This is a genomic window from Haloarcula salina (genome assembly GCF_010119195.1).
GTDB lineage: Archaea > Halobacteriota > Halobacteria > Halobacteriales > Haloarculaceae > Haloarcula > Haloarcula salina.
Window position 1 is genome coordinate 279,309 of the sequence record NZ_WRXL01000001.1, and the last position, 24,505, is coordinate 303,813.

A 24,505-nucleotide genomic window follows, 5' to 3' on the forward strand; every position below is an offset into this window, starting at 1 on the left:
GGACCAATATATACGGGTGTCCACGTCGTTGGGACCGTATCAGCATGAGCGTTCTACTGGAGTTCACCGTCGCGAGCAAAGAGTTCCAACTGGGACAGGTACTCGCACACCCTTCGGGGATGCACATCGAGATCGAACGGGTCGTGCCGACGGGAGACCAGATCATGCCCTTCATCTGGGTGACTGGGGACGACCACGCTGAGTTTGAGGAATCGGTTCGAGATCACGCTGCAGTCAGAGAACTGGTCGCTCTCGATCCAATCAGCAACAGTTGCCTGTATCGACTCGAGTGGGAACACGCCGGGGACGACATCGTCGACGGCATCGCGCTGGCGGAGGGGACCGTCCTCGAAGCGACCCGAGACGAGCAGTGGCTGTTCCGACTGCGCTTTCCCGACCACACCGGTCTCACCGAGTTTCACAACTACTGTACCGAACACGAGATCTCCATTCACGTCGAGCGGACCTACACGCTCAGTGAGGCGACCGACGAGCACCGCCAGTTCGACCTGACGGACGAACAGCGCGCGGCGCTCGTCCTGGCGCTACGCCGCGGGTACTTCGCGACACCCCGAGAGACCAGTCTCGGCGACATCGCCGACGAGCTCGACATCTCGCGACAGGCGCTGTCGAACCGGATTCGTCGGAGCAACGAGAAGGTGCTCCAGACGGTGCTGATCTCGTCGTTTCCCGACATCGAGTGAGGTTCCCACTTAGTAGGTTTTACAAGTCAACCACGTCTCGTAACCCGGTTGGACGGATACAGCAGGTATGTCCTTTCGTCGCACTGGCCTCGGGGAGTACAGGACCCGCCACGCACGGGAGAGCGGTGAGGGCGGCCGCCGCGCGTACGAGAACCGTGAAGGCGGATGCCATGACTAGTGACGGCAGCGGCGAGGCGAGAAGTATGGCGACGAGACCCGACGTGACGGGCGGCTATCGGTGGACGTGCCCGCTCTGTGAGAAGTCACAGACGAACTACCTCAGCGGGGGCGAGGACGAAGCGACGGTCGTCCAGGCACTGGAGGCACACATCCGCGTCTCCGACGGCGACGGACACGGTGAGGCACACACGATTCCCGAGGAGATAGACGCTGATTCGCTGACGAACCACATCGTCGAGACGGACTGAGACGCCGGTTCGGCGCTATTCGCGGACCGCCTCAGGCGTCGCCTTCGAGGCGTTCGATGACCTCGCTCATGTTGGCGGCGGACTCCACAGACTCCTTGATCTGCTCGCGGCGGCGGACCTCGGCGGCGGAGGCGTCGTAGGCGCGGACGTACTCGGCGCGGGAGTGTTCGTCGAAGGCGTGCTTGATGGCGAAGTAGCCGTCGGGGACGACCGCACCGCAGACCTTGCACTCGATGCGGTCGTGTTCGACCGACTGGTGGACGATGAGTTCCTCGACGCGGTCGAACTGTCTGTCGTCCCCTTCGATGGCGCACTCCCAGCGTGGCATTTGCTCAGTGGCAGGCGGCGCGGGGGTAAAAACCTTGGCTGACACCTGTCAGACGGTTGCGACTCGGCGTGGCGAAACGGAAACCCCTAATGGCACTACGGCGATACCATCTTCCGTGCAACGCGAGGGGTACGCCGTCGACATGCACGTGAAAGTGCTCGACGAGCGGGTGGTCGAGCGGGCCAAAGAGCGGGGGCTGGACGCGCTGGTGTACGCGCCGCACTTCACGCGCCTTCCAGAGATACGCTCGCGAGCGGCGGCGTTCTCCGACGACGAACTCACGGTCTTTCCGGCCCGGGAACTGTTCACCGGGGCCTGGCAGGAGCGCCGCCACGTGCTCGCCATCGGACTCGACGAGCCGGTGCCGGACTTCATCACCCTCGAAGGAGCGATGACGGAACTGGAACGACAGGGCGCGGCCGTCCTCGTCCCCCACCCCGGCTACCTGAACGTCAGCATGGGCCTCGAGGACATCGAGCGCTACCGCGACATCATCGACGCCGTCGAGATCTACAACCCCAAGCAGCTCTCCTATCACTGGGACCGCGCCCGTGCGTTCGCCGAGCGGACCGGCCACGAGACGTTCGTCTCGTCGTACGCGCACCTCCGCGGGACGGTCGGCGAGGTGTCAGTCGCCTTCGACGAGGGACTCGACGACGTGACTGCGCTGACCCGGGCGCTCAAGACCGACGCGAAGCGGACGCTGATCCATCGGGACGGCCCGTCCCACGCGCTGCGGCGCGCGCTTGAGTGGGCACATCTGGGGTTCGAGAACACGTGGGGGAAGTTCGACCGACTGATGCTCCAGGGGACGGAGCCGACACACCCTGACCACGTCGCTTACGACGACCGCTTCGACGACGTGAAGGTCTACTAGACGAGGAACGCGCTGTTCTCCGCGACGAAGGCGCTGACGCCCGGCGGGAGGTACTGGGGCACCACGTGGATCAACAGCGCCACGGCGGCCAGTTCGAACACCGTAATGACCACGGTGACGATTTCGGCGTACTCGCTCGAAGTGGTCACGCCCGTCGGCGACCCGTACTCCCGGTCCGAGACCGGATAGAACAGCGCGATCCCGCGCCGGGAGCCGAAGTAGTCGAGGACGTAGTGGGTGAGGACGCCGAGCCAGACCCACTGGAGGTTGCCCGCGTGGTACAGCGGGTGGGCGAGGAAGATCACGAGGACCGGGATGTTGTGCAGGGTCTTGCGGTGTTTGCCGAAGGCGGTGTCCACGTCGGGAAACAGCGCGCCGAGGACGACCGGGAGGAACACCTCGGCGATCGTCGCGAACGTCGTCACGTCGCCGGAGGGGTCGAGGACGTACCCCAGACCGATGCTCAGGAGGACGGCGTTCAGTACGTGCCCGCGTTTGTTCATCTACCGGAGCGTAACTGTCCCCGGTAAAAGACCTTGCTACTCCCGTATGGCGGTTTCGAGGTCGGACAGCGCCTGCGTCGCGATCCGGTCTTTGATCTCCAGCCGGTCGCCGTCGAACTCGTGGTGAGAGGCGGTCACGCCGGACTCGTTTGTCTCCCACGGGGCGGCCTCGGCGACGGCGATGTAGACCGTGCCCACGGGCGTCGTGTCGGTGCCGCCGCCCGGGCCGGCGACGCCGGTCGTCGCCACGCCCCAGTCGGTCCCGGCGGTGTCGCGGACGCCCTGAGCCATCTCGACGGCGACCGCCTCCGACACCGCGCCGTGGGCGTCGAGGGCCTCGCGGGAGACGGCCAGGAGCTCCTGCTTGGCCGCGTAGGAGTAGGTGACCAGCGAGCGGTCGAAGTAGTCGCTCGACCCCGGTACGTCCGTGAGCTTCGAGCCCACCAGCCCCCCGGTACAGGACTCGGCGACTGCGAGCGTCTCGTCGCGCTCGCGGAGGCGGTCGCCGACGCGCTGGTGGACGGGGGTATCGGTCGCGTCGTCCATACCGGGTGCTGGTCGCGCCCTCGAATAAGCGTTCAGGTCAGGCCACATACATTTCAGTGCGCGGGAACAAACGGTCGTATGAGCTATCAGACGACGATCGGCTGGTCACTCGTTTCCTCGGGGCTCGTGACGCTCGCGCTCTGGGCGCTGCCCGGGTCGGACATCCTGTGGGGACTGCTCTTGCTGGCCCTCGGCGCGGTGACCCTGTACATCCGCCAGTAAACGGAAAGACAGACGGGTCCGGCGCTCGGAGTGCGGACATGGACTACGAGGAACCCCAGTTCTTCCGGGTCATGCAGTACGCGGCCCGCGCGGACCGGGACGTGGTCGACATGGTCTCGGGGAACCCCGACTGGGACCCGCCCGAGGGGCTCCGAGACGGCCTCAGAGACTACGCCGAGGCCGACGCCGGCGACTATCAGTACCCGCCCAGCGTCGGCCTCGCGGGCCTCAGAGACGCGATCGCCGCGCGCCGGGGCGTTGACCGGAACAGAGTGCTCGTCACGAACGGCGCGGGCGAGGCGAACCACCTGGCGATGACGGGGGGCCTCCACTACTTCGACGGGACAGAGGTACTGCTCACCGACCCCGTCTACCCGTACTACGCCGGGCGCGCGAACTTCCTCGGCGCGGACCGCTCGTTCGTCCCCGTCGCGGAGGACAACCGCCTCCGACCGGCCGACGTGCGGGCGGCCGCGAGCGAGGAGACGGCGGTCATCGTCGTCAACTCCCCGAACAACCCCACCGGCGCGGTGTACGACGCGGACGCGATGGCGGAGTTCGCCGCCATCGCCGAGGAGAACGAGGCCCTGCTGGTCAGCGACGAAGTGTACGACCACTTCGACTTCAGCGGTCGGTTCGCGTCGGCGCTCGACGCCGACTCGCCGAACGTCGTCGCCACTAACTCATTCTCGAAGACGATGGCGATAACGGGCTTTCGCGTTGGCTACGCCGTCTTCCCGCCGGAGGACGGCCCCACCGGCGAGCTCTTAGAGCGGGCGCGCACTCAGCACATGTTGACGAACGTCACCGGCAGTCGGCCGGCACAGTACGCCGTCCTGCGGGCGCTGAAGACGACCCCACCGGACTACTACGCCGCGTGCCGGCGACGCCTCGAGCGGCGCGTCGACGCGTTCTGCGACGCGCTCGCGGAGGCCGGCGCGGCCTATAACCGTCCGGAGGGCGGCTTCTACGTGCTGGCGCGCTTTCCCGACTTCCCCGGGACGTTCGAGAACGTCTACGAACTGATCGACGAGGCCGGCGTCGCCGGGATGCCCGGCGAGGCGTTCGGCGAGTCCCGCAGCGACTGGATCCGCTTCGCGCTGGTGACGCCGCGGGTCGACGAGGCGGCCGCGCGGCTGGCGGCGTACTTCGAGTGAAAAGAACGGCCGCACAGTTCGGTCGGCCGACTCAGCCGAAGATCAAGTCGACGGCGTTCGCCCGGTCGAGCACGTCTTCGTCGTAGTACTCCTCGGTCTGTGCGGGGTGGGCCTCGTCGATGGCTCGCACCGTCTTGACGGTGTTGGCGAAGTTCTTGTAGGTGGCCTCGTCGACCATCTGGCCGTCGACGACCACCGCGCCCGTGCCCTCGCGCTTGGCCTCGTTGAACGACTCGATCTTGTGGAGGTCCCGCTCCAGTTCGTCGGCCGTCGGCATGTGGATGCGGTTTGCCTGCTCGGTCTGCTTCGGGTGTAGCGACCACGAGCCGTCGATGCCGATGGTCGCCTCGTGTTCGACCTGGTCGGCGTAGCCCTCGGCGTTGTAGTAGGTCACGCCGGCGCGCTCGTGGAACAACTGGTCGAACGGGCCGCCGATAGCGGCGACGCCGGCCGCGCTGGTCTCGTTCGAGAGCGCTTCGAGCAGGCCGTCCCAGCGCGGGCGCTCGCCGTGGAGCGCGCGGCCGCCGAGTTCGGCGGTGTAGTCGACCGGCCCGAAGACGAGCGCTGACAGCCGCGAGTCGGCGGCGTACTGGCAAATCTCCCGCAGATCCGAGCGCGCGCGTGCGGTTTCGAGGATGATCGCCAGGTCCAGGCTCCCCTCGTCGAGGCCGGCGTCGCGCTCGGCGTCGGCGACGACCCCCGCGGCGTCGCGCACGTCGTCGAGGCGGCCGACCTTCGGGAAGACGAAGCCGTCGATGTGCTCGCCCACCTCGTCGGCGAGTCGCTCGACCTGCTCGACGCCGCGCTCGCAGGCGTCGGCGTCGTCGTAGGCCCACTCCACGCGCGGGAGGATGTCCCCGGCGAAGTCGGGCGCGTGGTCGGGGACGTGCGCGACGATGTTGTCGACGGCCTCGCCTTTCATCGACGGGGCCGTCCCGTCCTCGATGTCGGGGACGAGCCAGTCGGGGGCCTGGAAGCCCTCGCTCGTCAGCCCAGAGCGGAGGAACTTCGCGCTGTCGTCGTTCGGTATCGCGGCCGGTGCGGTCTGGAAGGTGCGGCAGAGTCGTGTCATGTGTCTCGCTGGATGAGTGCGGTTCGCCGGCCCGAGTAGACCGGGGTCTGGTCCTGGTTGAACGCGACGTGCTCGAAGGTGACCGCGCCGGCCCGGTCGGGACCGGCGTCCAGGTCGGCGTCGAGGACGCGCGTGAAGCCGTAGATCGTGTCGCCGAGCGTGACGAAGTCGTGGAAGCGCTCGTCCGCGAAGCGCCGCTCGCGGTAGGTCGCCTCGTCGGAGCGGGCGTGTGCCAGCGCGACGGAGCGCGTCACGTCGCCGTACGCGACGATGTCGCCCGACGGCGAGTCGGCCATCTCGTCGCGGTTGTGGTGCTGGCGCGCGGTGTTGAGCGTCGCCAGCGGCAGGCCGGCGACGAGCTGGTCGTCCATCGTCCGACCGCGCTCGTGTCGGTAGGCGACGGCGGCGTGCTCCTCGCGGGCGGTGTCGAGCGCCCGCCGGAAGTCCTCGAAGTGCTCTCCGTCGGGCGTCACGAGCGTGTCGGGGAGCGTCGGGCCGCCCTCGTCCTGCTCACCGACCGCGCCGCCGTCTGTCGCCGCCGGCTCGCGGCGCGGAATCATGTTCGTCCGCTCGTACGTCACCAGCGTCTCGCCCGTCTCGCGGTCGCGGCCCTCCGTCTCCCACGTGACGATGCCGTACTTCGGCCGGGACGAGGAGGTCCGCGTGTCGACGACGGTCGAGGTGACGGCGAGCGACGTGCCCGCGGTCGCCGGGTGGTGAAAGCGCACGTCGTCGCGCCCGAGGAAGTATCCGCCCTTCTCCGAGAGGTCTTCGACGGTGATTCCCATGACGCAGGCGAGCAGGTAGTCCGGGTGGACGGGCACGCCCTCGTAGTCGCGCTCGCTGGCCGCGTCGGCGCGCCAGTACGCCGGGTCGTGGTTGAGCGTCTGGCCCATCCACTGCTCGCTGCCGTGCTGTGAGAGGCGCAGGCCGGGGTCGTGGACGAGTTCGTCGCCCTCGGCGAAGAACTCGAAGAAGTGGCCCTTCTCTCTGGTCTCGGCGCGGTCGAGCAGGGCGTCGAACGTCTCGGCGTCCGAGAGGTCCATCGCCTCGGAGTCGGTCCAGTCAGTCATCGGCCGGCACCTCCCGTGTGGCCTCCCGGCGTGCAAGCGCCCGCCGCATCTCGTTGGTGACGACCATGAAGCCCTCGTCGAAGCCCATCCCGGGCTTGGCGAGCACCTGCGCGGCGTCGGTCGCCAGCGCGACGTGGGCGCAGGCCCGCGCCGAAGTCACGGTCTCGTTGCAGGTCCCGCCGAGGTACGCGCGGGTGTCCGTGCCGTCGCAGTACAGGACCGCCTCGGCCGAGCGCTGGACGCCGCCGAGGTCAGGCGTCTTCACCTGGACCAGGTCGGCCGCGCCCGCGTCGACGAACGCCTGCACGTCCTCGAAGGTGTTACACCACTCGTCGGCGACGATGTCGACCTCGACGCCGGCGTCGGCCAGCCCCTCGCGGAGTTCGGCCATCTCGGCGATCTGGTCGGCGCGGCCGCCCGCGTCCATCGGTCCCTCCACCTGCAGGGGGTACGGCGCGGCGGCCTCCCGGAGCGTCTCGAAGTAGTCGGTCACCTCGGTCCGGTCGTACGGCGGGCCGAACACCTTCCCGAGGATGCCGTACACGTCGACGTGGAAGCGCGGCGAGTACCCCTCGGGGCCGAGCGCGCCCGCCCGGTCCGAGAGCCACGCGAGGTACTCGCGCAGGCCCTCGCCGTCCTCGCCGACCTTCTCGACGCTGTTGAACAGGCCGTGTGGCAGCACCGGGACGCCCTTGATGAGCATCTTCTCGGCGTTGATGCGGCGCTCGTCGCCGGACTGGCCGAACACCGGGACCGGCGAAGTCGCCGGCTCGGTGTCGTAGGCGTCGGCGAGCACGTCCGTCGGCGTCACGCCCTGGGCCCGCGCGGCGGCGTTCAACAGCGCCTGTGAGACGCCGTATCGGACCGCCGTGTGCAGTCGGTCGCCGCCGGAACGCTCGGGGTCCATCTCCTCGACGAGCGTCGCGTTCGCCCGGAACTCCGTCGCGTCCCGCCCGCGCAGGGCGTCGGCGACCGGGCCCTCCACGACCGGGCGGTACGCCTCGGCGCGGAACAGCGGGTCCCGGCCGCCGGCCCCGGAGTACTGGACCGCGGCGCAGTCGCCGGTCGCGACCGTGCCGTCCGCGAGTTCGAGTTCGACGATGAGCGCCTCGCCGGCCTCGCGAATGCGGTCGAACCCCTCGGTCACGGGCTGGCCGTCGTAAGCGAACCCGGACTGCGTCGCGCCCTCCTTGATTGCCCGCTGGTCGTCGAAGAAGAAGCCCGACAGGCCGGGAATCGTCAGAACGTCCTCAATCCGCATCGCTCGCACCCCCCGCGGGCTTGCCGTCGCCGGTCGGTCTCCCGATGAGCTTTCCGTCGCTGATGGCGTCCACGTCGTCGGCCACCATTCGGAACGACTGGTCGCGGCCCTCAGTTCGGGCGCGCTCGCCCAGTCGAGCCGCGTGGATCTCCTTGATGTCGTCCGGGAGCGCGAGGTCCGCGAACTCGAAGATGCGGACCCGGCCGTCGTCGTCCCGCGCCGGTAGCACCGCGCCCTTGGCGGCGTCGCTCGGCGCGAACGGCACGTCCAGCGCGCCGCTGTCGAACGCCTCGATGACGCCGCGGGCGACGTCGCCGTCGCCGGCCGTGAGAACGGCCTCCATCAGCGCGTGCGTCGTCCGCTCGATCAGTCGCTGTTCCTCGTCTATCCCACCCAAGTCGATGTCCTGTTCGATCATCATATCGATGAGCTGTCTCGTCGTTCGCAGTCCGGCCGCGTTGGCCTCCTTCGTCGGCACGCCCTGGAACTCCTGGGGCGACTTCGTGATGACTTTGTCCGGCTTGGCGACGGCCGCCGTCGCGCCGCCGAGGCTGATGACGCCGTTGGCGCGCGCCTCGTCCGGCGGGAACCCGCCCATCCACTCGTGGAAGACGGTGGTGACCGTCACCTCGTCGGGCAGGTACTCCTCGCCGAGCGCGCGCAGGGCGCGCAGCGCCGCCACGTCCTGAACGAGGTTTCCGACCTGCCCGTACCCGAGCGTGAGCGAGCGGACGCCCTGCGTGGCGGCGAGCTGGCCCTCGACGAGCATCACCGCGATGGCGATGCTCGGCGGGACGAGCGTCCCCGTCAGCGGGCCGAACGGCTCGCGGTTGATCGTGACGCCGCGCTCGGTGTACGCGCCACAGAGCCGGTCGACGAACTGCCAGTGCTCGATTGTCGTCGCCAGGTCGTGGCGCTTCGTGTAGGGAATGTTGTACGAGATGGGGCCGCCCTCGAAGCTCTGGAAGCCGCCGGCGAGGGTGACCATCGCGAGCAGGCGGGCGTCGGGCGTCCCGTGGCGCACCTCGACGGGCGCGTCGAGCGCCCGGATGAGCCGCCGGCAGTCCTCGACGCCGTGGTTCACCGCTGGGAAGCCGTTGAGTTCGTTCTCCTCGCTCCCGCGGGAGGCTGCCAGTCCCTCCTCGGCCTTCTCGTACTCGTTGTCGCGTGTGTACGAGTCGATGGTCGTCGGCAGGAGGTCCGCGCCGCCCTCGTCCTGCAGGTAGCGCAGGAGGTCGATCTGCTCTTCGAGGCAGGGAACTCCCGCGCGCGGCTGGAGGAGCGGTCTGTCGGCCGACTCCAGAACGGTGGCGAACTGCTTGGACGGCGGTAGCGACTCGTGGAAGGCGATTGCCTCCTCGAAGTCCACCTGCCGGCCGGTGTGCCAGTTGTCCCGGAGGTCGTTTGCGATGCGCTGTAGCTGGTCGTCGCTGAGCCGCTCGTCAGTTGGCATGGTCACCCGTCAACCTTGATCTGCTCCGCCTCTGTGGTCGTCAGCTGGAGGTCGCTGCGGAGCTTGGCGATGGCCTCCTCTGGGTCGGTCTCCGCGTCGAAGACCCGATCGAAGCCCATCTCGCGGAAGGTCTCGCGCGTGTCCTCGAAGTCGTTCTGCCCGACGGCGAGGTTGCCGCCGACGTAGGTCAGGACGTCGAGGCCGGCCGCGTCGAGTTCCTCGTGGAGCCCCTCGCAGTCCTGGCGCGCGTGGCCGTACAGCGAGGATACAAGTACCGCCTCGGCGTCGTGAGATTTCGCGGCGCTGACGAACTCGTCCTGTGAGGTCTGGACCCCGAGGTTGATGACCTCGAAGCCCGCGGACGAGAGCGCCTGCTCGAGAATCGTGATACCGACGACGTGTGCGTCGGAGCCGATCACGCCGAGGATAACGGTCCGGGGCATGTACTACGTCGTGGTCGGCGGGCAGGTATAAACCTAATGGTCTTTCATGATAATACGGCCTTATATGATTTATAATGAATTATCACAAGGGTTTAGGCCCCCGCCCGCTCGTGGTTTCGGTATGGGTGCGCTTGACGACCTGCGTGTGCTCGACCTCACGCAGGTCCTCGCCGGACCGTACTGTACGATGTTGCTCGCGGACATGGGCGCGGACGTGGTAAAGGTCGAGCGCCCGGGCGGCGACCTCATCAGGTCGAACCCGCCGTTCGTCACCGACCGCGAGCGCGAAGCCTACGGCGGCTACTTCCAGAGCGTCAACCGCGGGAAGCGCTCGCTCGAACTCGACCTGCGGACCGACGCCGACCGCGAGGCGTTCCTCTCGCTGGTCGAGCGCGCGGACGTAGTGGTGGAGAACTTCAAAGCCGGGACGATGGAGAAGTTCGACTGCGGGTACGAGACCCTGCGCGAGCGCAACCCACAGCTCGTCTACTCCTCCATCCGTGGCTTCGGCGACCCGCGCACCGGCGAGACCCACCGCCAGGGCCAGCCGTCGTTCGACCTCATCGCGCAGGCGCTCGGCGGCGTTATGGAAATCACCGGCCAGCCGGACGGGCCGCCGACGAAGGTCGGTCCCGGCGTCGGCGACCTCTTCACCGCGGCGCTGAACGCCGTCGGCATCCTCGCCGCCGTCCACCACCGCGAACGCACCGGCGAGGGCCAGTACGTCGACACCGCGATGTACGACTCGATGGTCTCGCTGTGCGAGCGGACGGTGTATCAGTACTCCTGTGACGGCGAGTCTCCGACCCGGCAGGGCAACTCCCACCCGACGCTGTTCCCTTACGACTCCTTCGAGGCCGCCGACGGCCACGTCGTCATCGCGGCGTTCTCCGACGGCCACTGGGAGGCGCTGTGCGAGGCGATGGACCGGCCCGACCTCGCGGCCGACTACCCCGACGCCGGGAGTCGGATCGCCAACCGCCAGGCGCTGCGGGCGGAAATTGCGGACTGGACCGAGACGGTCGAGACCGAGACCATGCTGGACCTGCTCGAAGGCCGCGTGCCCGCCGCGCCGGTCCAGAACACCGCTGACATCTTCGACGACCCCCACATCCGCGACCGCGACATGCTCGCCGACGTGGATCAACCGGGCGCTGACGACCGGATGACTATCGCCGGCAGCCCGATCAAGATGACCGAAACGATGCCCGAACCGGGCGGGCGCGCACCGCTGCTCGACGAGCACCGGGACGAACTACTGGCAGAAATCGAAGAGGCGACAGCAGGCCGCGTGGAAGGCGACGACTGAGCGCGACCCAGTCAGTCTCCCAGTCGGTCAGCGATCGCCTCGACCTGTGGCAGGGTCGACACCGCGTATCCCGTCAACAGGGCGAAGACGGGGCCGAGCGGCGCGCGGTACCGCCAGGCCATGCTGACGAGCGTCACGGACACGACCGCCGTCACGACGACGATCGGCGAGAGGAGGAGCGTCGCGACGTCGGGCCGACGGCGAATCGCCTTGACCCCGCCGTAGATCGATCCCAGCAGGAGTGGCACCAAGACGAGGGCATTGAAGACGTTCCAAAATGGACTCTCCCAGGCGTCGACTAACGGGACGTACAGTACCAGCACCCGGAGTGCCGACATGATCGCGATATGGTCCGCGTTCACCAGGACGAACTCCACGAAGCTTCCGCTCGGCCGTGGCGTGTACACGTACTCCGAGAAGAACAGATCCGTCTTGCCCTGATAGAGGATCCAGCCCTCTCGCCAGCCGATTTCGACCTGCTTGAGTTTCCGACGTGCGCTGGAAAAGACCAGAATAATCGCCGGAAGAATCACCGATGCCGACGTGGCGAACCACCGCGGGAGCACATTTAACCGATACGGCGAATCGGATGGGAGGATATCGAGTGCGAGCCAACAAGCGACAATCGGCATGCCGAACGGTCGCGTCGTCGAGAGCCATAGCATACTGCCAAACACTGCCGCTCTGCGCCGGGTCCCCGGATTCCGCTTGTATGCGACGAGCGAGCCGATGGTGAGGACAAACACGAAGACGAACGTCGTCTCGGCCAGGAGGAACGCGGTGTACCGGAACGTGTCGAACAACAGGGCGATCGACATCCCTGCTACGAAGCCGCCGACGCGATTCGTGAGTTGCGATCCGATGTAGAAGACGAGGACAGCCGTCGACGCCGAGACGAGGATCTGTACGAGTACCCATGCGAGCCCGCTCCCACCACTCAGCCACTCGACGACACAGAAGGGAATGTTGAACCCGAGATACATCAACCCCTTTACCTTCGACACCACGTTCAGGGGTTCAGTCGCCAGAATCTGGCAACTGCGTCTGAACGCAGGAGTGTCACCGGCAACGCGTACCCCATCGTGGACCTGCAGGATCCGAACGAGATAGAGCAGTCTGAGAACAAGTGCCGTCACGAAGACGACGGCCGCCGCGTAGGCTCTCCTCTCCAGGAGACGACTGATGAGTGCCGTGAACGAATAGTTCGCGCGAGAGTGACTGTGACTCATTCTGCGAGATGAACTCGGTACTGCTGTTTTCGGTGTTGTTATATTACCCCTTTGAAACCGCGGCCGAGACTTCGCCGGCATCCCGCCGCGAGAGCCGACGGCCACGGTCGCTAGACAGGACCATTATCTATCATGAGCCGTACGATAGTCTATGGTCGAAGTTCCAGACGCTCTCAATACGCTCTTCAGCGCGCAAGTCGAGTCCGACGGCGACCGGTACGTCGTCGAGATTCCGAAACGCGAGGTCAGCCACGGCGCCCTCGCCCCGGGCGAGACGTACCGCGTCGGGCTCCTCTCACAGGTAGACGGGGAGACAGCGACATCGACACCGGAACCGGCACGCGAGACCGACTCGGTCAGTACGTCGTCAGGCGTCCCACAGCCACCGGTCGACGAGGGCGAGGTCCGCGAGGTGACCATCGAGTCCCTCGGCGATCAGGGCGACGGAATCGCCAAGGTCGAGCGCGGCTACGTCGTCATCGTTCCGGACGGACAGCCCGGCGACTCGCCGACGGTGGAGATCGAGACCGTTCAGGAGAACGTCGCCTTCGCGAGCGTCGTCGACACCGACGGCCAGCGCGCGTAGTCGCCCCGCGGCGCTCCCGGCTCGTTACCGGTCGGCTCTCACGTCCGGAAGGAGGGCGTGAGCGGTGCCGTTCGCCCACTTGAATGGGATCTGTCGCTCGCGATAGAAGTCCAAGAACGACTAGTAATCACAGCATCACAAACGTTTATATAATTTAAGTTCGGTATTTAAAACACTATATGGTCGACCCAAAAGAGAGCATTGACATCGAAAATGTCGTTGCTTCGACCGGAATCGGACAGGAACTCGACCTTGAGAGCGTCGCGATGGACCTGGAGGGGGCCGACTACGACCCCGAGCAGTTCCCGGGCCTCGTCTATCGCACACAGGACCCCAAGTCCGCCGCCCTCATCTTCCGGTCGGGCAAGATCGTCTGCACCGGCGCGAAGTCGACGGACGACGTGCACCAGAGCCTGCGTATCGTCTTCGACAAGCTCCGCGAACTCAACATCCAGGTCGACGACGACCCGGAGATCGTCGTCCAGAACATCGTCAGCTCCGCCGATCTGGGGAGCTCGCTCAACCTGAACGCCATCGCCATCGGGCTTGGACTGGAGAACATCGAGTACGAGCCCGAGCAGTTCCCGGGCCTCGTCTACCGACTGGACGAACCGGACGTGGTCGCGCTGCTGTTCGGCTCCGGGAAGCTCGTCGTCACCGGCGGGAAGCGCAAGGAGGACGCCGAAGAGGCCGTCGACACCATCGTCGAGCGTCTCAGCGACCTCGGCCTGCTGGACTGAGACAGACCGCGGCGGACAGAGGTCACACAGTTTTATCCCCGAACCGCTTCCGAGCGACCGCGTCGGCGGCGACCGTCCGACGCCGACGCGAACCCCGCGGTTCAAATACCATCGCGCCCAACCCCGTTCCGATGGCAGACCCCGCCTCGACGGGCACGGAGTCCTGGCGCGAGTACTTCGGCTTCGACGAGCCGTACGACAACCAGGCCGACGCCGTCGAGCGGGCGATCGAAGCGGGAAAAGCCCGCGGCTTCCTCGCGATGGAGGGGCCCTGCGGGACGGGCAAGACGATGGCCGCGCTCACCGCCGCGGCGACGCTCGTCCGCGACACCGACCTCTACGAGCGCGTCGTCGTCGTCACGCCGGTCAAACAGCAGCTCCAGCAGTTCGTCGACGACCTCCGGACGCTCAATGCGGGCGTCGAGGAGCCGTTTTCCGGCATCTCGCTCGTCGGCAAGCGCGACCTGTGTCCGTACGGGCGGGAGGGGCTGTTTCCCGACGACGCGAGCACGCACGACCGCTGTGAGGACCTGCGGGAGGCGACGGCGCGCTTCGTGGAGGACGACGGGCGCTCGGACGGGGCAGCGGTCGCGGACGCGGCGGTCGCCGGCGAGGCCGACGACGACCAGTGGTGGGACCCGCGGAAGGGACAGGACCTCGCGGCGGCCGCCCGCCCCGACGCCGCCTCGCAAGCGACCCTCGGCGAAGACACGCTCTCGACCGCGGGCGCGCACTCCCCGTACCGGCCGAGTCAGCCGACCGCCCCGGAATCGATGGCCGAGGGATCGGACCCGCCGCTGTACTGCCCGTTCGAGGCGGACTGGTACGCCCGCAACAAGGGCTCGCCCGTCGACTTCTCCGCCGGCGAGCACGGCGTCGTGACGATGGCCGACTACCTCCCGGCGGCGACCGAGCGGGGGACGTGTCCCCACCGCGTGATGAGCGTCCTGCTCTCCGCGGCCGACGTGATCGTCGGGAACTACAACCACCTGTTCGACCCGGCGTCGCGGCCGCTCCTCTCGGAGGTGCTGGACGAGCAGACGTTCGTGATCGTCGACGAGGCCCACCGCCTCGAAGAGCGCGTCAGGGACCTCCTGTCGGACCGCATCGGCAGGCAGACGCTCGTGCAAGCGCGCAACGACTGTAACACGCTGATCCAGCGCGCCCAGCAGAGCGCCGACCACAAGCGGCAGGTGCGCGAGGTGCTGTCGGCCCGCGAAGTACCGCTCGATGCGGTCGATCAGGCCCGGACGTTCTACGACGACCTCCTGGGCTGGCTCGACGACCGCGTCGAGTCCTTCCTCGACGCCGAGTACGAGGGGTGGCGCGCGGACCTGTCGACACTCCCCGAACACGACATGGAGATCCCGCTTCGCGACCCTGACACCGTCGAGCGGGACGAGCTCACCGAGTGGGCCGAGCGCCGTGGCTACGACGGGACGGTCTGGCGGACGCTGTCGCAGGTCGGCGCGGCCGTCGAGGACGTGATCGACCAGCTCGGGCTGACCCGCCAGCCGGTGTGCGCCGCCGTCGGCGTCCTCGCGGGCCACTGGTGGGAGCGCGATCACGCGACCTTCCTCCGAGAGATCGAACTGGAGCACTCGCCCGACGAGCGCCGCCGCGGCGAGGCCGACTACCGGGCCGCCTACACCGCCGGGCTGTGCTGCTACAACTGCATGCCCGCCACGGCGCTCCGGAACGTCTTCGACGACCTCGGCGGCGGCGTTCTCATGAGCGCGACGCTGGAACCGCTCGACGTGTTCACCCGCGTCTCGGGGCTGGACGCGATGGCCGAGGACGGCACGGGCGGGGTAGACGAGAGCGACGGCCGGCCCGTTCGGACGACGACCTACGACCTCCCCTTTCCCCCGGAGAACCGCGCGTCGTACCTCGTCGACGCGACGCCGTTCACCGCCCGCAACCGCGGCGACCCGGAGGCGATGGAGCCGCTGGGTGAGGACTGGAACCCCACCCGCGACGAGTACGCCCAGGCGCTCCGGGCGCTCGCGCGCTCGCCGGGCAACGTCATGATCGCGATGCCTAACTACCGCGAGGCGCGCTGGGCCGGCGCGTACCTCCGGGAGGCGGTCGAGAAGTCGGTACTCATCGACGAGTCCTCGAGCAACGAGGAGACGGAGCGCACGAAACGCGAGTTCTTCCGCGGCGAGGGGCGGGTCCTCGTCACCTCGACGCGCGGGACGCTGACGGAGGGCGTCGACTACGACGGCGCGAAGCTCTCGACCTGTGCCGTCGTGGGCATTCCGCTGGTCAACATCGGCTCGCCGCGCGTGCGCGGCGTCCAGCGGGCCTACGGCGACGCCTTCGGCGAGGACAACGCCTTCGAGTACGCCCTGACCGTCCCCGCGGTCCGCCGGGCGCGACAGGCCATCGGCCGCGTCATCCGCGGGGCCGACGAGGTCGGCGTCCGCGCCCTCGTCGGTCGCCGCTACGCCCCGGACGCCCGCCACTCCGTCTATCCCTACCTCCCCGAGGGCGAGCGCGAGGAGTTCACGCGGATGACGCCTGACTTCCTCGCCTCCCAACTGGAGTCGTTCTGGAACGACCATCGGTGAGTTCCTGTCGATGAATCGGAACATATGGCGGGCAACGGAAAGCCTATACAGCGTGGAACGAGTGTTTGTATAGATGCCCGAGTGTCAGAACTGCGGCGAGTTCGTTACCGAGCAGTACGTACGGGTCTTCACACCAGAGGCCGTCGAGGGTCACGGGCCGCGCGTCTGCCCGAACTGTGAGGACAAACTCCGGGACGGCGCGGACGTTCGCGAAGCCCGGTCGTCGAGACAGTAGGGCGACTCGTTTTCGGGAAGTACACAAGGCCGGCAGCGCGTAGCTACTGCCATGAGCGAACTCGACGTTGAGGCGGTCGACGAGATCGACGCCCCGACGGGAATCGACGCGGCCGAGTACGTCCTCTACGGAGGGAAAGGCGGCGTCGGGAAGACGACCTGCGCCGCGGCGACCGCGCTGGCGTCGGCCCGCGACGGGACGGCGACGCTCGTCGTCTCGACTGACCCCGCGCACTCGCTGTCGGACACGCTGGACGCCGACATCCCGGCGACGCCGACGCGAATCCGCGAGGAGATCCCGCTGTTCGCGGCCGAGATCGACCCGGAGGCCGCCGTCGGCGACGGGCCGCTGGGCGTCGACGGCGACGCCTTCGGCGGGATGGGCGACCTGCTCGGCGGCGACGGCATGATGGGCGGGGGCGGTGCAGAGGCTGGTGACCCAATCAGCGGCGAAGACGGTCTGCTCGGTGGGTCCATGCCGGGTGCCGACGAGGCCGCCGCCATGCGCCTGTTGCTCGACTACGTCGACGACGACCGCTTCGACCGCGTCGTCATCGACACCGCGCCGACCGGCCACACCCTGCGCCTGCTCGAACTCCCGGAGACGATGGACTCGATGGTCGGGAAGATCCTCCAGCTCCGCGAGCGCTTCTCCGGCATGATGGGCAATCTCACCGGGATGTTCGGCGGCGATGACGACGACGTGGACGCCGAAGCCGGTATCGAGGACCTCCGCGAACTCTCGGACCGCATCGAACACCTGCGCTCGATCCTCCAGGACCCGGGGCGCACTGACTTCCGGATCGTGATGGTCCCCGAGGAACTCTCCGTCGTCGAGTCCGAGCGCCTGCTCGGCCGGCTGGCCGAGTTCGACATTCCCGTCGGGACCGTCGTCGTCAACCGAGTGATGCAGGACCCGAGCGAGGTGCTCGGCGGGGACGTCGACATCCCGGGCCCGAACCACGACGACTGCGAGTTCTGCGCGCGGCGCTGGCAGGTCCAGCAGGAGGCGCTGGCGCGCTCACAGGACATGTTCCGCGGGCACGACGTGCGCCGCGTCCCGCTGTTCGCGGAGGAAGTGCGGGGCGAGCGGCTGCTGGGCGTCGTCGCGGCCTGTCTGGACTAGCTCGTCAGCGTTCGGAACACGTCGAAGGCGGCGTCGCGCCACCGCGCCGGGAGGTAATCGAGCATGAGCAGGAGCTTCGCGCCCTGGCCGACGGGGTATCGCGGCTCGGGGTCGCTCGCGCTCGCGGCGTCGCGGATCGTCAGCGCGACCGCGCCGGGCGCGACCGACAGCGCGTCCCGGACCCCGACGAGGTTCGAGTCCTCTTGTGCCCGATAGAGCCAGTCGTACGCGCCGGTCGGTTCCAACCCGTCTGGGGCCGCGTCCGGACCGCCTCCAGCGGCGGCATCCACGGGACCGGGCTCGACGAGCACCACGTCGACGCCGAACTGCTCGACCTCCATCCGGAGCGCGTCGCTCAGTCCCTCCAGCGCGAACTCCGAGGCCGCGTACGCGCCCTGATTCGGGAAGGCGATTCGCCCGGCGACGCTGGAGACGTTGACGACGGTCCCGTTCTCGCGGGCCCGCATGTGCGGGAGCGCCTCGCGGACGAGGCGATGTGGCCCGTAGACGTTCCTGTCGAACTGCTCGTGCAACGCCGCCGTGGGCACGTCCTCGACCGCGCCGAACTGCGCGGCGCCGGCGCCGTTCACCAGGCAGTCGAGTCGGCCCTCCGCCTCGACGAGCGACTCGACGACGCGCTCGCACTCGCGTGGGTTCGTCACGTCGAGTTCGGCCGTCTCGCAGCCGTCCTCGGCGAGGTCGGACAGGTCCGACTCGTCGCGCGCGGTCGCCCAGACGATCCAGTCGTCGGCCAGGAACGCCTCGGCGGTCGCGCGCCCGATTCCCGACGCCGCCCCCGCTATCAGCACCGTCTTCGCCATGTGTTGGCCGGTGGAACACACCCCGGACAGTTATAGTGTCGGTTGTCGGCGGTCAGGTCCGCGGCGGCGGGACCGTGCCGAGGTTAGCGACGCGGTCCCGGATCAAAGCGGGCGGCGCGTCCCCGACCGAGGCCGGCGGCGCGGTCACTCCACAGACGCCTTCGCCTCGTCGGCGTAGCTGTCGGCCAGCCGCGTCGGTTCGGGGAGCTTGTACCCGTCGGTCGTCGCCTCGACGAGGTCGGCGGCGGTCGACGCGGCGACGCGGTGGCCGGGACTGACGATGAGGGGGTTGATGTGGCGGTTCCGCGAGTCGTACTGTCGCGTCTGGACGGCGTGGCCGATGCGTGTCCCATCGGCGCACGTCTCCACCGACTCGTCGGCGGTGATGGGGATTCGCGTGCCGACCGGGTATTTCTCGTCCAGCGACCGATCCGGCGTGCCACAGAGGAGGCTCTTGGCGACGCCGACGGCCGGAACGTCCAGCGTGACGCCGACGTGCGTCGCCAGTCCGGCTTCCCGGAAGTGGATGCGTCCGCTGCCGTCGACGAGGATCACGTCCGGCTCGTGTGAGAGTTCGGCGAACGCCGCCAGTATCGCCCCGCCCTCGCGAAACGACAGCAGGCCCGGGATGTAGGGAATCTCGGTCCGCTCGACGGCGTGCACGCGCTCGACCACCTCGCCGTCCCGGAGCACGACGATGGCGGAGACCGCTCGGTCGCCGACGAACGCCTGGTCGACACCGGCGACGATCGGCGGTTCCGCGCCATCGCAGGTCTCACCCAAAGTCGCCTGCTCGGTGTCCGTCGGCTCACTTCCGATTCGGGCCGGTGACACGGCGAGGTCGTCCTCGAAGCGCGCGGCGTCGGCGATGTCGCGCTGGAGGGCCTCCATCTCTGCCTGGGACAGCGACGGATCGGGGACGAACTCGGGGCGAACGGGCTCCATCGTCACGGTCGCCGGCGGCCCGGACCGCCAGGTCCGCCGGGCCCGCGGCCGCCGCCGAACTGTATCTGCCCGGGAATGCGGCTGCGCCCTTTGACCCGCTGGCCGTACCACAGCCCGATGACGAGGCCGATGAGGTGCGCGAGGTGCGCAATGTTGCCCGCGAGCAGGCCCGACCCCATCGGATTGAGTGATCCCATGATGCTCAACAGGAAGTAGAAGCCGGTGATCGCCCAGATGGGGACCGGGATCAGGAAGTAGAGGTACACCTTGAGGTCGGGCTTCAGTACCGTCAGAAACGCCATGATCGCGAGCGCGGCGCCGCTGGCTCCGAGGACGCCAGCCGAGGTTCCCTGTACGGCCTGGATGGCGATCTGACCGAGGCCCGCCAGGACGCCGGACGCGAGGAAGAACGCCGCGAACTTCTTCGAGCCGATCTGTTGCTCGACGAGACGGCCGAAGAAGTAGATGATGATGCCGTTCCCGAAGATGTGATAGAAGCCGAAGGGGGCGTGAGAGAACACGGACGTGACCCAGGTCCAGACGTACTCGGGGTGGCTCGGATGGAGCACGAACAGCGCCTGAAAGGCATCGGAGCCGAGCGCTAGGATGACGACGTGCTCGAGGATGAACACGATGCCCATGATCGCCAGGAACAGGTACGTGACGTTCCCGCGGAAGTACGCGAGCGGGCCGCCCGTCCCGGTGTTGATTCCGAGGCGGTCGCCGACGCCACCGCTCGACGTGTCACCGCTGCTCACGCTGTCGTCGAACCCGCTGTCGAACACGCCGCCGGGATCGTCCCAGTTCTGCAACCCGGCACAGTCGTGGGCCTCGGGGAGACGGTGTTCGGAACAGTAGGTCCCGCCGCAGTGCCCACACTGATACGGCATGTTCTCTTGCTTCCCACAGGCGTCGCACTCCGACATTGGCTCACGTTAGGAGAGGCCGGTGCAAAGGGATTGTGTTTGGAAAAAGAGACGACGAGATGCGGCAGCCCGGAATGCGACGAGTTCGAGCGGTCGAGTGCGTTAGGCGCCTCCGTCGGGCCCCTTCTCTGCGTCCCGAAGCACGCCGATCCACGCCGGGTCCCCGTCATACTCGATCGAACCGCCGGACACCTCGATGGTGAGCGCCTCGCCGTCGGCGCGCTGCCCCTCGAACGCCGAGTGAAAGGAGTCGAGATCGTCGGCCTCGGAGGCCCGAATCGAATCGAGGAACTGCTCCTCCTCCCTGTCGGGCGCGAGCACCGTCGGCGACTCGTCCACCAGTTCGCTCTGGTCGTACCCGAAGATGTCCGCCAGCTTCTGGTTCACGTAGACGAACGTCCCGTCCTGAATGATGCAGACCCCGGCGAGTTCTTGCTCGACGAGGCGCTGGTACCACGAGAGGGCGTTCCAGAACTGCTGTTCCGTGCGGTGCTGCTCGATCGCGTTCTCGACGCGGTTCGCCAGCACCTCGTACGTGTCCGAACCGGCCCCCTTCTGCATGTAGTCCGTGACGCCCGAGGCGATCGCCTCGCTCGCGATCTCCTCGCTCCCCTTGCCGGTAAAGAGAATGAACGGAACGTCGGCGTACCGCTCGCGGACGATCTCGAGGAACTCCAGTCCGTCGGTGCTCGGCATCTCGTAGTCGCTGACGATGCAGTCCACGTCCTCGGACTCCAGGAAGTCCAGCGCCGCGACGACGCTGGTCTTCGAGACGACGTTCAGATCCTCGGTGATGCGAGAGAGGTACAGTTCGACCAGTTCGCCCACCTGCGGGTCGTCGTCGACGTGGAGGAGTGTGGACTCCTGGGACTCCTGATCCGTCGCCAGCGGAATCGGGACTTCCGTCCGTACCTCTTCGGGAGTGTTCGCTGACTCGGTCCGGATGAGGGGGACTCGCCGCGTCGTGGCGCGGCTGCTCCCCCGAATCGCGCCGTCGGGTAAATCGACGGTCCGACCGCCGAGCGTCCACGGTCCGTCGGTCTTCATCGGCGGCACCCATGCCTCGCGTGCAGACCAGGCCCCGAACGCTTCGATTCGACAGTTCGCGTGCACACGCCCTGAGCCCGCACTGCGATGTTTCGTCGAAGTCGCGTTGCCACCCGATCTGCGACTCCGCGCCGTCCAGTCTCGTTCGTCGTTTGTAGTTCAGCCATCGATACCCAATCCTGCATGTCCATTGCGTCGCAGCCCACTAAACAATATTGATAGTTTCAACGATCGGTTCCGCTCAATCAAGCGCCGTCGGACACCAATTCTCCGAACGAATATTCTCAGAAATGTTAACGGCAGTTCGAGAGTTAGTTTTGTGGTAGTTGACTATTATTTTCAGAGTTAATATAATCTATAATATGTAGGTACTATTCAAATATTTTTAATTTACATCCCATCGACAGTCAAATCGTATCATGTCCGATACCACCATGCGCGAATACCTCGCAGAGCACCCGAAAATGGCCGGCGCACTGTTCACCCTCCTGATGCTGCTGACGCAGGCGGGGAACGCGGCGGCGAACAACAACGCGTACTTCGGCCCGTAGAAAAGATTTCGAGAGAATTTCGTAACGCTATTCTGCCGTACTCCCACGAAAGACGTTCGTAACAGATTAAAAGACGGTACGTAGATCGACCGACGTACTCCAGTGCAGGTCGCCGTCAATTCTAACAGGCACCTCCTGAAGTTTGAGGAACTCTGAGATTTCATCATGAGTTGCACGGAACGTTCCAAGCCGGCCAGACGTTAAGAAATGAGACTCGCAGCTCTCAATAAAGGGCATAATAATCGTTCCTAAACCTTTGACATCTGTCGGATAGGTGTACATAGTAACTGAAAAGCCATCTTCTGCCTCGCTGATTTCGAGGAGGTTCGGCGTCCCGCTCTGTACCTGTGTCACCGTGATCCCGCCGTCGCCGACGACGATGTACTGGCCGCCGAGGATGCTCTCGTCGCGGGCGATGGTCAGCGCCGCCCGGAGCGGGAACCCGCAGTTCATCAGGCGCGCGACTGTCTCGCCGATTCGGACCGCGCCGTCGTTGAGGACCTCGTTGAGGGTGACGATGCCACCGATCGCCCCGTTTTCGACGAGCGCGAGGCCCTGGTTGTATGAGTTACAGGCGTTCAGGAGGAACGTGTCGACGCCGACCGAGTCCAGTTCCGTCGCGTCGAGCTTGCCGTCGGTGCAGGTGAAGCCCTCGTAGTCGGTGTGGCCGATGTAGTGGAAGAACTCCGTGTCCGACGTGAGGACGCGTTCGAGTTCCGCCCGCGTCAGGTCCTGTTCGACGGTCACGTCGAAGGGCAGGTCCTCCCGGGACCCGTACACCTCGTCGACGAGGTGTCGCTCTGCCTCCATCCGGGTGTCGTTCTGGACCACGGTGATGGAGATGTCGCCGGCGTTGCGCTCGCGGTCCAGGCGGTGCTGGAACGCCTCGACCGTGAGCTTGCTCGCGCCGATGGGGATGCTGTCGCCGATCCAGGCCTGTTCGAGCGTGTCCGTGGACTGGGGCTGGACGTAGTCGTCCCTGGGCGGGACGGTGTCGGCGGTGGCCGCGCGGGTGACGGTACCGGCACCGGCCGAGCGGGTGATCACGTCGTTGCGGGTGAACTCCGCTTGTGCTTCGGCCGGGATGCTCGCCTCGTTCATCGTCGGCTGCTCGTGAGTTCGGACCAGCGCGAGGTCGTCGACGACGTAGGGCAACTGCTCGGCGTTAGCAGCCACGGGGTCGACGTGCGCCGTCAGCCGCCACTCGGGGATGTGCTCTTCGAGGACGTCGTAGGGGACGTCGAGGTACGCGGCGACCTGCTCGCTGAGCGACGCCTCGTACAGCGCCGCGAAGTCGAGGTCGACGTACGGTTCGATCGCGTGGCGCTCGTGGAGCGAGATCTGGTGGAACCCCTCCGTGCGAGTCACGCAGTCGAGGAAGAACAGCCGTTTGAGCGTCCGGCCGACCTCGGTCTCGAAGCCCCGCGCGGTGTCGAGCGAGTACGAAAAGCCGGTGTCGGTGACGAGGCGGGGCTCCGACGCGGGGACGAGCGACGCGCCGAGGTAGTACGACAGCGGGGCGGCGACGAACACCGACGCGAGGTCGGGCGGGAGTTCCAGGCGCACCCCGGTGTCGGGCACGTCGAGCTGCGACGGGATGTCGAGGCGGTCGCCGAGCTCGATTGCCGGCGGGTGGCCGCGGAGCGTCGGATACGAGCGCTCCGGGTCGTGGGCCTTCAGCGCGGACCCGAAGGTCTCGACGGCGGCCATCATATCGACCGGATCGTCGGTGGTCGTCACGGTCGCCGCCGGTCGGTCGTGCTGTGAGCGCGCGCCGAGCAACACCTCGGTCGGCGACTCGAACTCGATTCGGGTCTCGTTCAGGTCGACGGACACTTCGAAGGCGGCGTCGAGGTGGACGTAGGTCTTGATCTGTGTACAGGGATCGAGGATGTAGGCGTCCTCCTCGAAGGACTCGGACTCGAACTGCTGGACCTCGCCGACCATCGACCCGTCGGCGTCGCGGACGTACACCATGACGACCGTCGGGAGCACGAGCTCCGTCGTCCGGATCGAGACGGCGTCGCTGACGGGGAACAGAAACGGATCGGTCGAGGCCGGTTCGCAGTCGAGTGGACCGGGCGTGTAGAGGCGGTAGCGCTGGCGCTCGATCTCGTCGATGACCTGAATCCCGTCCTGGTCGTCGAGCGGTTCGAAAGTGAGGGTCATAGGGCGAAGGTGGAGGGAACCGTGGTAGTCTCGTCTCGACCGAACGGTCGATAGCGGCAAAAAGATATCGCCGACACCCTGCATTCTCAGTGACGTGTCATCGAGAGAACGGTCGGTCAGCGGGCCGTCCCGTCACGTGTCGGAGGACCTCCGGCCGACATGACCGTCTTCGGACGAGGTGG

Annotated in this window: 26 protein-coding genes; 12 read left to right on the forward strand and 14 right to left on the reverse strand. The window is 67.1% G+C overall.

The genetic code is table 11. The features are described 5' to 3' along the window. Window positions 1–44 precede the first annotated feature (44 nt). Complete coding sequence (locus GM656_RS01540; RefSeq protein WP_162411888.1) at window positions 45–704, forward strand: helix-turn-helix domain-containing protein; 660 nt, start codon at window positions 45–47, stop codon at window positions 702–704. A 203-nt stretch (window positions 705–907) separates the two neighbouring features. After that, entirely contained in the window at window positions 908–1,132 is a 225-nt protein-coding gene (locus GM656_RS01545) for a hypothetical protein (protein ID WP_162411889.1), read from the forward strand. Between the two features lie 31 nt (window positions 1,133–1,163). Here GM656_RS01545 and GM656_RS01550 read toward each other — a convergent pair whose 3' ends face one another. Then, window positions 1,164–1,460 (reverse strand): DUF7565 family protein, encoded by a 297-nt coding sequence (locus tag GM656_RS01550; RefSeq protein WP_162411890.1) that lies wholly within the window; start codon window positions 1,458–1,460, stop codon window positions 1,164–1,166. Window positions 1,461–1,575: 115 nt separating this feature from the next. Between GM656_RS01550 and GM656_RS01555 the strand changes: the two genes are divergently transcribed. Then, a complete protein-coding gene (locus tag GM656_RS01555; protein WP_162411891.1) occupies window positions 1,576–2,337 on the forward strand; it encodes a PHP-associated domain-containing protein in 762 nt (253 codons plus the stop codon). Here GM656_RS01555 and GM656_RS01560 read toward each other — a convergent pair. Together GM656_RS01560 and GM656_RS01565 are read right to left on the reverse strand one after the other, a co-directional pair. Continuing rightward, the gene (locus GM656_RS01560) at window positions 2,334–2,840 is read right to left on the reverse strand and encodes a metal-dependent hydrolase (RefSeq protein WP_162411892.1); all 507 of its coding nucleotides are present in this window, start codon (window positions 2,838–2,840) and stop codon (window positions 2,334–2,336) included. The genes GM656_RS01555 and GM656_RS01560 overlap by 4 nt on opposite strands. A 36-nt stretch (window positions 2,841–2,876) precedes the next feature. Then, window positions 2,877–3,386, reverse strand: a complete 510-nt coding sequence (locus tag GM656_RS01565) for a CinA family protein (RefSeq protein WP_162411893.1) — start codon at window positions 3,384–3,386, stop codon at window positions 2,877–2,879. A 78-nt stretch (window positions 3,387–3,464) separates the two neighbouring features. Here GM656_RS01565 and GM656_RS18970 point away from each other — a divergent pair, with 78 nt between their 5' ends. Next, window positions 3,465–3,608, forward strand: a complete 144-nt coding sequence (locus tag GM656_RS18970; RefSeq protein ID WP_174242914.1) for a hypothetical protein — start codon at window positions 3,465–3,467, stop codon at window positions 3,606–3,608. 38 nt (window positions 3,609–3,646) lie between these two features. Beyond that, entirely contained in the window at window positions 3,647–4,765 is a 1,119-nt protein-coding gene (locus GM656_RS01570; RefSeq protein ID WP_162411894.1) for a pyridoxal phosphate-dependent aminotransferase, read from the forward strand. Window positions 4,766–4,796: 31 nt separating this feature from the next. Here the strand turns inward: GM656_RS01570 and citE are convergent, their stop codons facing one another. From citE to glmS, 5 genes are read right to left on the reverse strand one after another with little or no spacing between them, the layout of a single operon-like run. Next, window positions 4,797–5,837, reverse strand: a complete 1,041-nt coding sequence (gene citE, locus GM656_RS01575) for an L-malyl-CoA/beta-methylmalyl-CoA lyase (protein WP_162411895.1) — start codon at window positions 5,835–5,837, stop codon at window positions 4,797–4,799. Then, window positions 5,834–6,910, reverse strand: a complete 1,077-nt coding sequence (gene mch, locus GM656_RS01580; RefSeq protein ID WP_162411896.1) for a 2-methylfumaryl-CoA hydratase — start codon at window positions 6,908–6,910, stop codon at window positions 5,834–5,836. The genes citE and mch overlap by 4 nt, the downstream gene beginning before the upstream one ends. After that, complete coding sequence (locus GM656_RS01585; RefSeq protein ID WP_162411897.1) at window positions 6,903–8,171, reverse strand: methylaspartate ammonia-lyase; 1,269 nt, start codon at window positions 8,169–8,171, stop codon at window positions 6,903–6,905. Before GM656_RS01585 ends, mch begins: the two co-directional genes overlap by 8 nt. Beyond that, window positions 8,161–9,624 carry a methylaspartate mutase subunit E gene (locus GM656_RS01590; protein WP_162411898.1) on the reverse strand — a complete coding sequence of 488 codons (1,464 nt, stop codon included), beginning with the start codon at window positions 9,622–9,624 and terminating at the stop codon, window positions 8,161–8,163. Before GM656_RS01590 ends, GM656_RS01585 begins: the two co-directional genes overlap by 11 nt. 2 nt (window positions 9,625–9,626) lie before the next feature. Continuing rightward, window positions 9,627–10,067, reverse strand: a complete 441-nt coding sequence (glmS, locus tag GM656_RS01595) for a methylaspartate mutase subunit S (protein ID WP_162411899.1) — start codon at window positions 10,065–10,067, stop codon at window positions 9,627–9,629. A gap of 121 nt (window positions 10,068–10,188) precedes the next feature. Between glmS and mct the strand changes: the two genes are divergently transcribed. Then, window positions 10,189–11,376, forward strand: a complete 1,188-nt coding sequence (gene mct, locus GM656_RS01600; protein WP_162411900.1) for a succinyl-CoA:mesaconate CoA-transferase — start codon at window positions 10,189–10,191, stop codon at window positions 11,374–11,376. An 11-nt stretch (window positions 11,377–11,387) separates the two neighbouring features. Here mct and GM656_RS01605 read toward each other — a convergent pair whose 3' ends face one another. Continuing rightward, a complete protein-coding gene (locus tag GM656_RS01605; protein ID WP_162411901.1) occupies window positions 11,388–12,710 on the reverse strand; it encodes a hypothetical protein in 1,323 nt (440 codons plus the stop codon). Window positions 12,711–12,756: 46 nt separating this feature from the next. On the opposite strand from GM656_RS01605, the gene GM656_RS01610 reads away from it, so the two are divergent. The 5 genes from GM656_RS01610 (at window position 12,757) to GM656_RS01625 (ending at window position 17,864) form a co-directional block, all read left to right on the forward strand. Beyond that, a complete protein-coding gene (locus tag GM656_RS01610) occupies window positions 12,757–13,191 on the forward strand; it encodes a TRAM domain-containing protein (RefSeq protein WP_162411902.1) in 435 nt (144 codons plus the stop codon). Between the two features lie 179 nt (window positions 13,192–13,370). Next, window positions 13,371–13,931 carry a TATA-box-binding protein gene (locus GM656_RS01615; protein WP_162411903.1) on the forward strand — a complete coding sequence of 187 codons (561 nt, stop codon included), beginning with the start codon at window positions 13,371–13,373 and terminating at the stop codon, window positions 13,929–13,931. Window positions 13,932–14,062: 131 nt separating this feature from the next. Beyond that, window positions 14,063–16,504 carry an ATP-dependent DNA helicase gene (locus GM656_RS01620; protein WP_162411904.1) on the forward strand — a complete coding sequence of 814 codons (2,442 nt, stop codon included), beginning with the start codon at window positions 14,063–14,065 and terminating at the stop codon, window positions 16,502–16,504. A 73-nt stretch (window positions 16,505–16,577) separates the two neighbouring features. Next, window positions 16,578–16,739 (forward strand): DUF7563 family protein, encoded by a 162-nt coding sequence (locus GM656_RS18975; RefSeq protein ID WP_004516852.1) that lies wholly within the window; start codon window positions 16,578–16,580, stop codon window positions 16,737–16,739. A 51-nt stretch (window positions 16,740–16,790) separates the two neighbouring features. Continuing rightward, window positions 16,791–17,864 (forward strand): ArsA family ATPase, encoded by a 1,074-nt coding sequence (locus GM656_RS01625; protein WP_162411905.1) that lies wholly within the window; start codon window positions 16,791–16,793, stop codon window positions 17,862–17,864. Here GM656_RS01625 and GM656_RS01630 read toward each other — a convergent pair. The 4 genes from GM656_RS01630 to GM656_RS01645 all read right to left on the reverse strand — a co-directional run bounded on the left by GM656_RS01630 (window position 17,861) and on the right by GM656_RS01645 (window position 21,603). Further along, window positions 17,861–18,685, reverse strand: a complete 825-nt coding sequence (locus GM656_RS01630; RefSeq protein WP_162411906.1) for an SDR family oxidoreductase — start codon at window positions 18,683–18,685, stop codon at window positions 17,861–17,863. The two genes, GM656_RS01625 and GM656_RS01630, sit on opposite strands and share 4 nt — an antisense overlap. Before the next feature lie 144 nt (window positions 18,686–18,829). Then, window positions 18,830–19,630: an endonuclease V gene (locus GM656_RS01635; RefSeq protein ID WP_174242915.1), complete on the reverse strand. Its 801-nt coding sequence runs from the start codon at window positions 19,628–19,630 to the stop codon at window positions 18,830–18,832. A 2-nt stretch (window positions 19,631–19,632) separates the two neighbouring features. After that, complete coding sequence (locus GM656_RS01640) at window positions 19,633–20,556, reverse strand: rhomboid family intramembrane serine protease (RefSeq protein ID WP_162411908.1); 924 nt, start codon at window positions 20,554–20,556, stop codon at window positions 19,633–19,635. 102 nt (window positions 20,557–20,658) lie between these two features. After that, the gene (locus GM656_RS01645; protein WP_162411909.1) at window positions 20,659–21,603 is read right to left on the reverse strand and encodes a response regulator; all 945 of its coding nucleotides are present in this window, start codon (window positions 21,601–21,603) and stop codon (window positions 20,659–20,661) included. 419 nt (window positions 21,604–22,022) lie between these two features. Between GM656_RS01645 and GM656_RS19430 the strand changes: the two genes are divergently transcribed. After that, on the forward strand, window positions 22,023–22,154 hold the full coding sequence (locus GM656_RS19430; RefSeq protein ID WP_277815031.1) for a DUF7503 family protein: 132 nt from the start codon (window positions 22,023–22,025) through the stop codon (window positions 22,152–22,154). A gap of 66 nt (window positions 22,155–22,220) precedes the next feature. On the opposite strand, the gene GM656_RS01650 is transcribed toward GM656_RS19430, so the two are convergent. After that, window positions 22,221–24,323 (reverse strand): hypothetical protein, encoded by a 2,103-nt coding sequence (locus GM656_RS01650; protein ID WP_162411910.1) that lies wholly within the window; start codon window positions 24,321–24,323, stop codon window positions 22,221–22,223. Between the last annotated feature and the right edge of the window lie 182 nt (window positions 24,324–24,505).

Excerpts from the sequence above, each read along its gene's own strand:
- GM656_RS01590 (WP_162411898.1), bottom strand. The coding sequence starts at position 9,624 with ATGCCAACTGACGAGCGGCTCAGCGACGACCAGCTACAGCGCATCGCA.
- GM656_RS01640 (WP_162411908.1), bottom strand. The coding sequence starts at position 20,556 with ATGTCGGAGTGCGACGCCTGTGGGAAGCAAGAGAACATGCCGTATCAG.
- GM656_RS01650 (WP_162411910.1), bottom strand. The coding sequence starts at position 24,323 with ATGACCCTCACTTTCGAACCGCTCGACGACCAGGACGGGATTCAGGTC.
- GM656_RS01585 (WP_162411897.1), bottom strand. The coding sequence starts at position 8,171 with ATGCGGATTGAGGACGTTCTGACGATTCCCGGCCTGTCGGGCTTCTTC.
- GM656_RS18975 (WP_004516852.1), top strand. The coding sequence starts at position 16,578 with ATGCCCGAGTGTCAGAACTGCGGCGAGTTCGTTACCGAGCAGTACGTA.
- GM656_RS01610 (WP_162411902.1), top strand. The coding sequence starts at position 12,757 with ATGGTCGAAGTTCCAGACGCTCTCAATACGCTCTTCAGCGCGCAAGTC.
- GM656_RS01550 (WP_162411890.1), bottom strand. The coding sequence starts at position 1,460 with ATGCCACGCTGGGAGTGCGCCATCGAAGGGGACGACAGACAGTTCGAC.
- GM656_RS01635 (WP_174242915.1), bottom strand. The coding sequence starts at position 19,630 with ATGGAGCCCGTTCGCCCCGAGTTCGTCCCCGATCCGTCGCTGTCCCAG.
- GM656_RS01560 (WP_162411892.1), bottom strand. The coding sequence starts at position 2,840 with ATGAACAAACGCGGGCACGTACTGAACGCCGTCCTCCTGAGCATCGGT.
- mch (WP_162411896.1), bottom strand. The coding sequence starts at position 6,910 with ATGACTGACTGGACCGACTCCGAGGCGATGGACCTCTCGGACGCCGAG.
- GM656_RS01615 (WP_162411903.1), top strand. The coding sequence starts at position 13,371 with ATGGTCGACCCAAAAGAGAGCATTGACATCGAAAATGTCGTTGCTTCG.
- GM656_RS01565 (WP_162411893.1), bottom strand. The coding sequence starts at position 3,386 with ATGGACGACGCGACCGATACCCCCGTCCACCAGCGCGTCGGCGACCGC.
- GM656_RS18970 (WP_174242914.1), top strand. The coding sequence starts at position 3,465 with ATGAGCTATCAGACGACGATCGGCTGGTCACTCGTTTCCTCGGGGCTC.
- mct (WP_162411900.1), top strand. The coding sequence starts at position 10,189 with ATGGGTGCGCTTGACGACCTGCGTGTGCTCGACCTCACGCAGGTCCTC.
- GM656_RS01625 (WP_162411905.1), top strand. The coding sequence starts at position 16,791 with ATGAGCGAACTCGACGTTGAGGCGGTCGACGAGATCGACGCCCCGACG.
- GM656_RS01570 (WP_162411894.1), top strand. The coding sequence starts at position 3,647 with ATGGACTACGAGGAACCCCAGTTCTTCCGGGTCATGCAGTACGCGGCC.
- citE (WP_162411895.1), bottom strand. The coding sequence starts at position 5,837 with ATGACACGACTCTGCCGCACCTTCCAGACCGCACCGGCCGCGATACCG.
- GM656_RS01645 (WP_162411909.1), bottom strand. The coding sequence starts at position 21,603 with ATGAAGACCGACGGACCGTGGACGCTCGGCGGTCGGACCGTCGATTTA.
- GM656_RS01620 (WP_162411904.1), top strand. The coding sequence starts at position 14,063 with ATGGCAGACCCCGCCTCGACGGGCACGGAGTCCTGGCGCGAGTACTTC.
- GM656_RS01545 (WP_162411889.1), top strand. The coding sequence starts at position 908 with ATGGCGACGAGACCCGACGTGACGGGCGGCTATCGGTGGACGTGCCCG.
- glmS (WP_162411899.1), bottom strand. The coding sequence starts at position 10,067 with ATGCCCCGGACCGTTATCCTCGGCGTGATCGGCTCCGACGCACACGTC.
- GM656_RS01630 (WP_162411906.1), bottom strand. The coding sequence starts at position 18,685 with ATGGCGAAGACGGTGCTGATAGCGGGGGCGGCGTCGGGAATCGGGCGC.
- GM656_RS01540 (WP_162411888.1), top strand. The coding sequence starts at position 45 with ATGAGCGTTCTACTGGAGTTCACCGTCGCGAGCAAAGAGTTCCAACTG.
- GM656_RS19430 (WP_277815031.1), top strand. The coding sequence starts at position 22,023 with ATGTCCGATACCACCATGCGCGAATACCTCGCAGAGCACCCGAAAATG.